This is a genomic window from Pantoea sp. CTOTU49201 (genome assembly GCF_032054795.1).
Lineage (GTDB): Bacteria > Pseudomonadota > Gammaproteobacteria > Enterobacterales > Enterobacteriaceae > Pantoea > Pantoea symbiotica.
On sequence record NZ_DAMBSA010000252.1, the window covers coordinates 1 to 7,037 of the forward strand.

Consider the following 7,037-nt stretch of genomic DNA (forward strand, 5'->3'; position numbering starts at 1 on the left):
GAGCCCGCCAGCGATCTGCCCTTCTCGCTGGGCCGCGATGGCGAAAAGATGGTGCGGCTGCTCAATGCCGGCGTTTCACTGTGCATTCACGGCGAAACCGGCAGCGGCAAAGAGTATGTCAGTCGCGCACTGCATCAGCAGAGCCGCTGGCGCGAAGGTAAATTCGTTGCCATTAACTGCGCGGCTATCCCCGAAGCGTTGATTGAATCTGAGCTGTTTGGCTATCAACCCGGCGCGTTCACCGGTGCGAGCAAGAATGGCTATATCGGTAAAATCCGTGAAGCGGATGGCGGCGTGCTGTTCCTCGATGAAATCGGCGATATGCCGCTGGCGCTGCAAACCCGCTTGCTACGCGTGTTGCAGGAGAAAGAGGTGGCGCCGCTCGGCTCCAGCCGCAGCTGGCCGGTGAATTTTGCGGTGATCAGCGCCACGCACCGCGATTTGGCACAACGCGTCGCCGAAGGCGAATTTCGCGAAGATTTGCTCTATCGCCTGCAGGAATTCTCTATGACCATTCCACCGCTACGCGAATGGCCCGATGTAGAGGGTTTCATCAGCCGTTTATGGCTGGAGCTAGGCGGCGCGGATCGCGACATTCAGCTTTCACCTACTTTATTAACAGCACTGGCACAGCTGCCGTGGCCGGGGAACGTGCGGCAATTGCGCAGCTTGTTACGCGTGCTGCTGGCGCTGGCGGATGAAGGTGAGGAAGTGACTGAGGTGCATTTACCAGCCGAGTATCGTCGCGCGGCGTTGCCGCCACAGCCCGATCGGCAGAGTCATGATGAACGATTGATCAGCGAAACGCTGCAGCGCTTTAATGGCAATATCAGTAAAACGGCGGAAGCCTTAGGCGTCGCGCGCAGCACGCTTTATCGTCGTGCGGCGCGCGACAAACGCGATTAGTCGCGGAAGTTTTTGAACTGGAAAGGCTGACCGAGGTTGCCACCGCGCACTAGCGCCATCGCACCTTGCAGATCGTCGCGTGACTTACCGGTTACGCGCAGTTCTTCACCCTGAATCTGCGTCTGCACTTTCAGCTTGCTGTCTTTAATCAGCTTCACCAGCTTTTTCGCGATATCGCTTTCGATACCTTTCTTCAGCTTGGCTTCCACCGACCAGTTTTTACCGCTGTGCACGATCTCTTCTGGCACTTCAATCGCCGCGCCTTCAATGCCACGCTTCAGCAGCTTTTCGCGCAGAATATCCACCAGCTGCTTTACCTGAAAATCAGATTCGCTGCTGAGTTTGATGGTCTCATTCTTTTCGTTGAGCTCAATGGTTGCACTCACGTTACGGAAATCGAAACGGGTTGAGATCTCGCGGCTCGCATTCTCCACGGCATTTCGCACTTCCGACAATTCGACTTCGGAAACGATATCGAAAGATGGCATCTTTTCTTCTCCTGATACTAAAGTGACATGCATAATACGCGTCTTGTGGCGCTAATAAAATACGATACATGGAAAGCTATACTTACTCGTAACGTGAAAACAGGAACCCGCCCACGGGAGGCAAAATGAAAATTACCGTGTTGGGGTGTGGCGCCTTAGGTCAAATTTGGCTCGCCGCTCTCGCTCGTCAGGGACATGAGGTGCAGGGTTGGTTACGTGTGCCGCAGCCGTATTGCTCCGCCAACGTGGTCGATCCGCAAGGCCAGGTGAGCAATCACACCTTTATCGCTAACGATCCGCTGTTCCTCGCCGAAAGCCAGCTATTACTGGTGACGCTCAAAGCGCCGCAGGTTTCCCCTGCAGTGAAAAACCTGCAAAGCGTGCTGCCGACGCACGCGCCGATTCTGCTGCTGCATAACGGCATGGGAACGCTGGAAGAGTTGAAAGATCTGCGTCAGCCGCTGCTACGCGGTATCACCACACACGCCGCGATGCGCGACGGCACGGTGATTAAACATATCGCGCACGGCATCACGCACATTGGTCCCGCCAATCGTGAAAGCGCCGCGCTGATTGATATCGCCGATATTCTGCATCAGGCGCTGCCGGATGTGGCCTGGCATGACAACATCGCCGCCGCCAGCTGGCGCAAGCTGGCCATCAACTGCGTGATCAATCCGATGACCGTTGAGCATGATTGCCAAAACGGCGCGCTACGTGCCTGGCCGGAACAAATAGCAATGCTGTGCGAAGAGATCGCCTGGGTGATGGAGCGCGAAGGCCAGCACATGGCGGTGGATAATCTGCGCGACATTATTTACGACGTGATCGATAGCACCGCTGCCAATACCTCATCGATGCTGCAAGATGTGCGGGCGCAGCGTCTGACCGAAATTGATTACATCACCGGTTACCTGTTGCGCCGCGCACGCGCGCAGGGCATTTCACTGCCGGAAAATACCCGTTTGTACGATCTGATTAAACGTAAGGAGTCCCACTATGAGCGCGAACGCATCGGTTCTGGTTTGCCTGGCACATGGAAGTGAAGAGACCGAAGCGGTCACCACTATCGATTTGCTGGTACGCGGCGGATTAAGCGTCACCACCGCCAGCGTGGAGAGCGATGGCACGCGTGAGATCGTCTGTTCGCGTGGTGTGCGGCTGCTGGCGGATGCGCCTTTGGTTGAGGTCGCGGATAACGACTACGATGCGATTGTACTGCCCGGCGGTTTGAAAGGCGCGGAGACTTTCCGCGACAGCCCGCTGCTGGTGGAAACCGTGCGCCAGTTCCATCTCTCCAGCAAGATTGTGGCGGCGATTTGTGCCGCGCCGGGCACGGTTTTGGTCGCGCACGATCTGTTTCCCGTCGGCAATATGACCGGTTTTCCCGGCCTGCGTGACACCATTCCAGACAGTAAATGGATGGAGCGCCGCGTGGTGTGGGATCCGCGCGTTAACCTGCTGACCAGCCAGGGACCGGGCACCGCAATTGATTTTGCCTTGAAGCTGATTGATTTGCTGGTGGATAAAGAGACCGCGCGTGAAGTGGCTTCACAGCTGGTGCTGGCGGCGGGAATTTATAATTATCAGGAGTTTGAAGAGCGTTAATTGGCAGAGGTCGCCATAAATGGCGACCCTACTGATTAAGGGCGATAAACTTTTACGTTTTTGAAGCCCTGCTCGTGCAGATAAAGCGCCTGCAGGCGACTCATCACACCGCGATCGCAATACAGCAGCCAGGTTTTGCTCTGGTCCAGATCGCCAAACTGGGTGCTGAGTTTGTAGAACGCCAGGGTCTTCACTTCAACGCCTTCGACCTCCAGCGGCTTCGCGTCCTGCTCATCGGCCGAACGAATATCCAGCACTACGTCGTTGCTGGTGAAGGAGTCAACGGTTTCAACTTCCACCACTTCTTCTTCCGTCTGCTCGGCGATTTCACGGATATCGACGTTGCTGGCTTCCTGCACCACACGATTGAGGATCTCGAAATCGAAGTTTTGCTCTTCCGCTTCGATCTTCCCTTTCACCGCTTTAACGGTTGGGCTTTTCGAAATCACGCCGCAATATTCTGGCATGGTGCGGGCAAAATCTTCGGTGCCGATCTTACGCGCCACATCAATGATGTGCTCTTTATCATGAGAGATCAGCGGACGCAGAATCAGCGTATCGGAGGCGTTATCGATCAAACGCAGGTTAGTCAGCGTCTGGCTGGAAACCTGGCCCAGCGCTTCGCCGGTCACCAGCGCCTGCACGCCGTAACGTTCCGCCACCATCGACGCCGCACGCACCATCATGCGCTTCAGCACTACGCCCATTTGGCCGTCGTCCACTTTCTCCAGAATCTCACCCACCACCGGCTCGAAGTTGATCGCCACGAAACGCACGCGGTGCGAGCGACCAAAGCGCTGCCACAGATAATGCGCAACCTGACGCACGCCAATTTCGTGTGCCGCACCGCCAAGGTTGAAGAAGCAGTAATGCACGCGGCAGCCGCGACGCATCAGCATGTAGCTCGACACGCCAGAGTCGAAACCACCGGAAATCAGTGACAGAACATCTTCCTGGGTACCAATCGGGAAACCGCCTAAGCCTTCATAGCGTGCGGTGATCAGTAACAGGCGATCGTCTTCGATCTCCAGATTCACCGTTTCGTCCGGGCGATTGAGCTGCACGCGCGCGCTGGCGATATGCTGATTAAGGCCGCCGCCAACGTAGCGTTCTACGTCCTGCGAGCTGAAGCTGTGCTTGCCGCGACGCTTCACGCGCACGCAGAAGCTTTTGCCTTCCAGACGCTCGCGGTTCAGCACCAGCGTCTGCTCGAAGATATCGTGCATATCGGTGTAGGCGCGGTCTTCCACCGCCAGCACATGGTGAATACCCGGAATGCGCGTTAATTCGGTAACGATGGTTTCACGCAGCGACTCATTTTTGGAACGCAATTCGATGTGGTCCCAGTGACGCACCACTTTGATATCTTCATCGACGGTGCGCAGGATATTACGAATGCTGCTGGTGAGAATTTTGATAAAGCGCAGACGCACCGACTGACTTTTGATGGTGATTTCTGGGAACAGCTTGATGATAAACTTCATGGCGACAGGGGTTCGTTTGGGCAAATAAGTGCTAAAAGCATCGGCACTTAGCTGTTAAAATCATATAATTGCGGGTTGATTCAGGAGCCCCCGCATCCGAGGCGCAAAAGTATATCACCTTTGCTGGGTGACTGCTTCTGCAACCGCAGTCACATTCATTATTTTGCTAATTAATCCCTGTCGGCTACCATGACCGATTGCAAGATAATGTCCTAACCTGTGAGTCGACACTGATTATGCCGAAAAAAGCCGAAGCGCCTGCCAGTTTTGAAAGCGCATTGCAGCAGCTGGAACAGATTGTCAGCCGTCTGGAAAGTGGCGAGCTGCCGCTGGAGCAGGCGCTGAACGAATTCGAACGCGGCGTACAATTGGCACGTACCGGTCAGCAAACCCTGCAGCAGGCAGAGCAGCGCGTGCAAATCCTGCTCAGCGACGAGAAAGATGCCGCCCTCGCCCCTTTTACCCCGGAAAATGAGTAATGGATTTCGCTAAACTGCTGAGCGCGTACCATCAACGCGTCAATCAGGCTTTGACGCGCTTAATAGATCCACTTCCTTTTCAGAGTTCTCCTCTGGTTAATGCCATGGAGTATGGGGCATTATTAGGCGGTAAGCGTCTGCGTCCCTTTCTGGTGTACGCAACAGGCGAAATGCTGAAGGCCGATTCGGCCAGCCTGGATGTGCCGGCTGCGGCCGTGGAATGCATCCATGCTTATTCCCTGATTCATGACGATCTGCCGGCGATGGATGACGATGCGTTACGCCGCGGGCAGCCAACCTGCCATATAAAATATGGTGAAGACACGGCGATTCTCGCCGGCGATGCTCTGCAAACTCTGGCCTTTTCGATTCTGGCCGATCAGCCAATGCCCGGCGTCAACGCCGAAGCGCGTATTGCGATGATTTCCGAACTGGCGCAGGCCAGCGGCGTGGCAGGCATGTGCGGCGGTCAGGCGTTGGATTTGGCGGCGGAAGGCAAAAGTATCGATCTGGCGCAGCTGGAACAGATTCACCGTCATAAAACCGGCGCGTTAATACGTGCAGCGGTACGTCTTGGCGCATTAGCCGCCGGCGAGCGTGGCCGCGCCGCGTTGCCGGTGCTGGATACCTACGCCAACGCCATCGGACTGGCGTTTCAGGTGCAGGATGACATCCTCGATGTAATCGGCGATACCGCCGTGTTAGGGAAAACACAGGGCTCAGATCAGGCGTTGGGTAAAAGCACCTATCCTGCATTGATGGGGCTGGAAAATGCCCGCAGTAAAGCCTGGGATCTTTATCAAGAGGCGCTCGGCGCGCTCGATATTCTGGCGGCACAGTCTTACAACACAATCGCCTTACAAGCGCTGGCAAGCTTCATAATTGAACGCGATAAATAACTTTCATAATGAGTCTCTGATGAGTTTTGATATTGCAAAATACCCGACACTGGCGTTAGCCAACACGGTTCAGGAATTACGTTTATTACCGAAAGAAAAACTTCCGGAGCTGTGTGACGAACTGCGTCAGTATCTGCTGGATAGCGTGAGCCGTTCTTCCGGCCACTTTGCATCGGGTCTGGGCGTCGTCGAGCTAACAGTGGCGCTGCATTATGTTTATAACACCCCCTTTGATCATCTGGTGTGGGACGTCGGCCATCAGGCTTATCCGCACAAAATTCTGACCGGACGCCGCGATCGCATCGGCACCATCCGCCAGAAAAATGGCCTGCATCCGTTCCCGTGGCGCGGTGAGAGTGAGTACGACGTGTTAAGCGTGGGCCACTCTTCCACCTCGATCAGCGCCGGACTCGGCATGGCCGTTGCCGCCGAGCGTGAAGGCAAAGGCCGCCGCACCGCCTGTATCATTGGTGATGGCGCGATCACGGCGGGCATGGCGTTTGAAGCCATGAACCACGCCGGTGACATCAAGCCGGATATGCTGGTGATTCTCAACGATAACGAGATGTCGATCTCCGAAAACGTGGGCGCACTCAACAATCGTCTGGCACAGATTCTCTCCGGGAAAACCTATTCACGCCTGCGCGAAGGCGGCAAGCGTGTATTGGGCGGTTTGCCGCCGATTAAAGAGCTGGTGAAGCGCACTGAAGAGCACCTGAAGGGCATGGTGGTGCCGGGCACGCTGTTTGAAGAGCTGGGCTTTAACTATATCGGCCCGGTGGATGGCCACGACGTGCTGACGCTGGTGAGCACGCTGAAGAACATGCGCGATCTGAAAGGTCCGCAGTTCCTGCACATTATGACCAAAAAGGGCAAAGGTTATGCCCCGGCGGAAGAAGATCCGATCACCTGGCATGCGGTACCGAAGTTCGATCCCGCCAGCTTAGCGCTGCCGAAAAGCGTGCCGGGCTTGCCAAGCTACTCGAAAATCTTCGGCAACTGGCTGAGCGAAATGGCCGCTGACGATGCGCGCCTGATGGCGGTAACGCCAGCGATGCGTGAAGGTTCCGGCATGGTGAGCTACTCGCGCGATTATCCACAGCAATATTTTGATGTGGCGATTGCCGAGCAGCACGCCGTGACGTTCGCGGCGGGCATGGCAATTGGTGGTTA

8 protein-coding genes are annotated in these 7,037 nt (G+C 55.8%); 6 read left to right on the forward strand and 2 right to left on the reverse strand.

Annotated features, from left to right (window positions below; all coding sequences use genetic code 11):
- Window positions 1-906: sigma 54-interacting transcriptional regulator (locus tag RTY00_RS16540; protein WP_312665168.1), on the forward strand; the 906-nt coding region annotated here is incomplete at its 5' end.
- On the opposite strand, the gene RTY00_RS16545 is transcribed toward RTY00_RS16540, so the two are convergent.
- Window positions 903-1,394: a YajQ family cyclic di-GMP-binding protein gene (locus tag RTY00_RS16545; RefSeq protein ID WP_293794340.1), complete on the reverse strand. Its 492-nt coding sequence runs from the start codon at window positions 1,392-1,394 to the stop codon at window positions 903-905. The genes RTY00_RS16540 and RTY00_RS16545 overlap by 4 nt on opposite strands.
- Before the next feature lie 125 nt (window positions 1,395-1,519).
- Here RTY00_RS16545 and panE point away from each other — a divergent pair, with 125 nt between their 5' ends.
- Window positions 1,520-2,440 (forward strand): 2-dehydropantoate 2-reductase, encoded by a 921-nt coding sequence (gene panE, locus RTY00_RS16550; protein WP_312665169.1) that lies wholly within the window; start codon window positions 1,520-1,522, stop codon window positions 2,438-2,440.
- Window positions 2,394-3,002 carry a protein deglycase YajL gene (gene yajL / locus RTY00_RS16555; protein ID WP_008103959.1) on the forward strand — a complete coding sequence of 203 codons (609 nt, stop codon included), beginning with the start codon at window positions 2,394-2,396 and terminating at the stop codon, window positions 3,000-3,002. Before panE ends, yajL begins: the two co-directional genes overlap by 47 nt.
- 35 nt (window positions 3,003-3,037) lie before the next feature.
- Here the strand turns inward: yajL and thiI are convergent, their stop codons facing one another.
- On the reverse strand, window positions 3,038-4,486 hold the full coding sequence (gene thiI, locus RTY00_RS16560; protein WP_008103962.1) for a tRNA uracil 4-sulfurtransferase ThiI: 1,449 nt from the start codon (window positions 4,484-4,486) through the stop codon (window positions 3,038-3,040).
- Window positions 4,487-4,722: 236 nt separating this feature from the next.
- Here thiI and xseB point away from each other — a divergent pair, with 236 nt between their 5' ends.
- From xseB to dxs, 3 genes are all read left to right on the forward strand, one after another.
- Window positions 4,723-4,965, forward strand: a complete 243-nt coding sequence (gene xseB / locus RTY00_RS16565) for an exodeoxyribonuclease VII small subunit (protein WP_176971261.1) — start codon at window positions 4,723-4,725, stop codon at window positions 4,963-4,965.
- Window positions 4,965-5,864, forward strand: a complete 900-nt coding sequence (gene ispA / locus RTY00_RS16570) for a (2E,6E)-farnesyl diphosphate synthase (RefSeq protein WP_312665170.1) — start codon at window positions 4,965-4,967, stop codon at window positions 5,862-5,864. Before xseB ends, ispA begins: the two co-directional genes overlap by 1 nt.
- A 19-nt stretch (window positions 5,865-5,883) precedes the next feature.
- Window positions 5,884-7,037 (forward strand): 1-deoxy-D-xylulose-5-phosphate synthase (dxs, locus tag RTY00_RS16575; protein ID WP_312665171.1); only part of this gene is annotated, 1,154 nt, incomplete at its 3' end.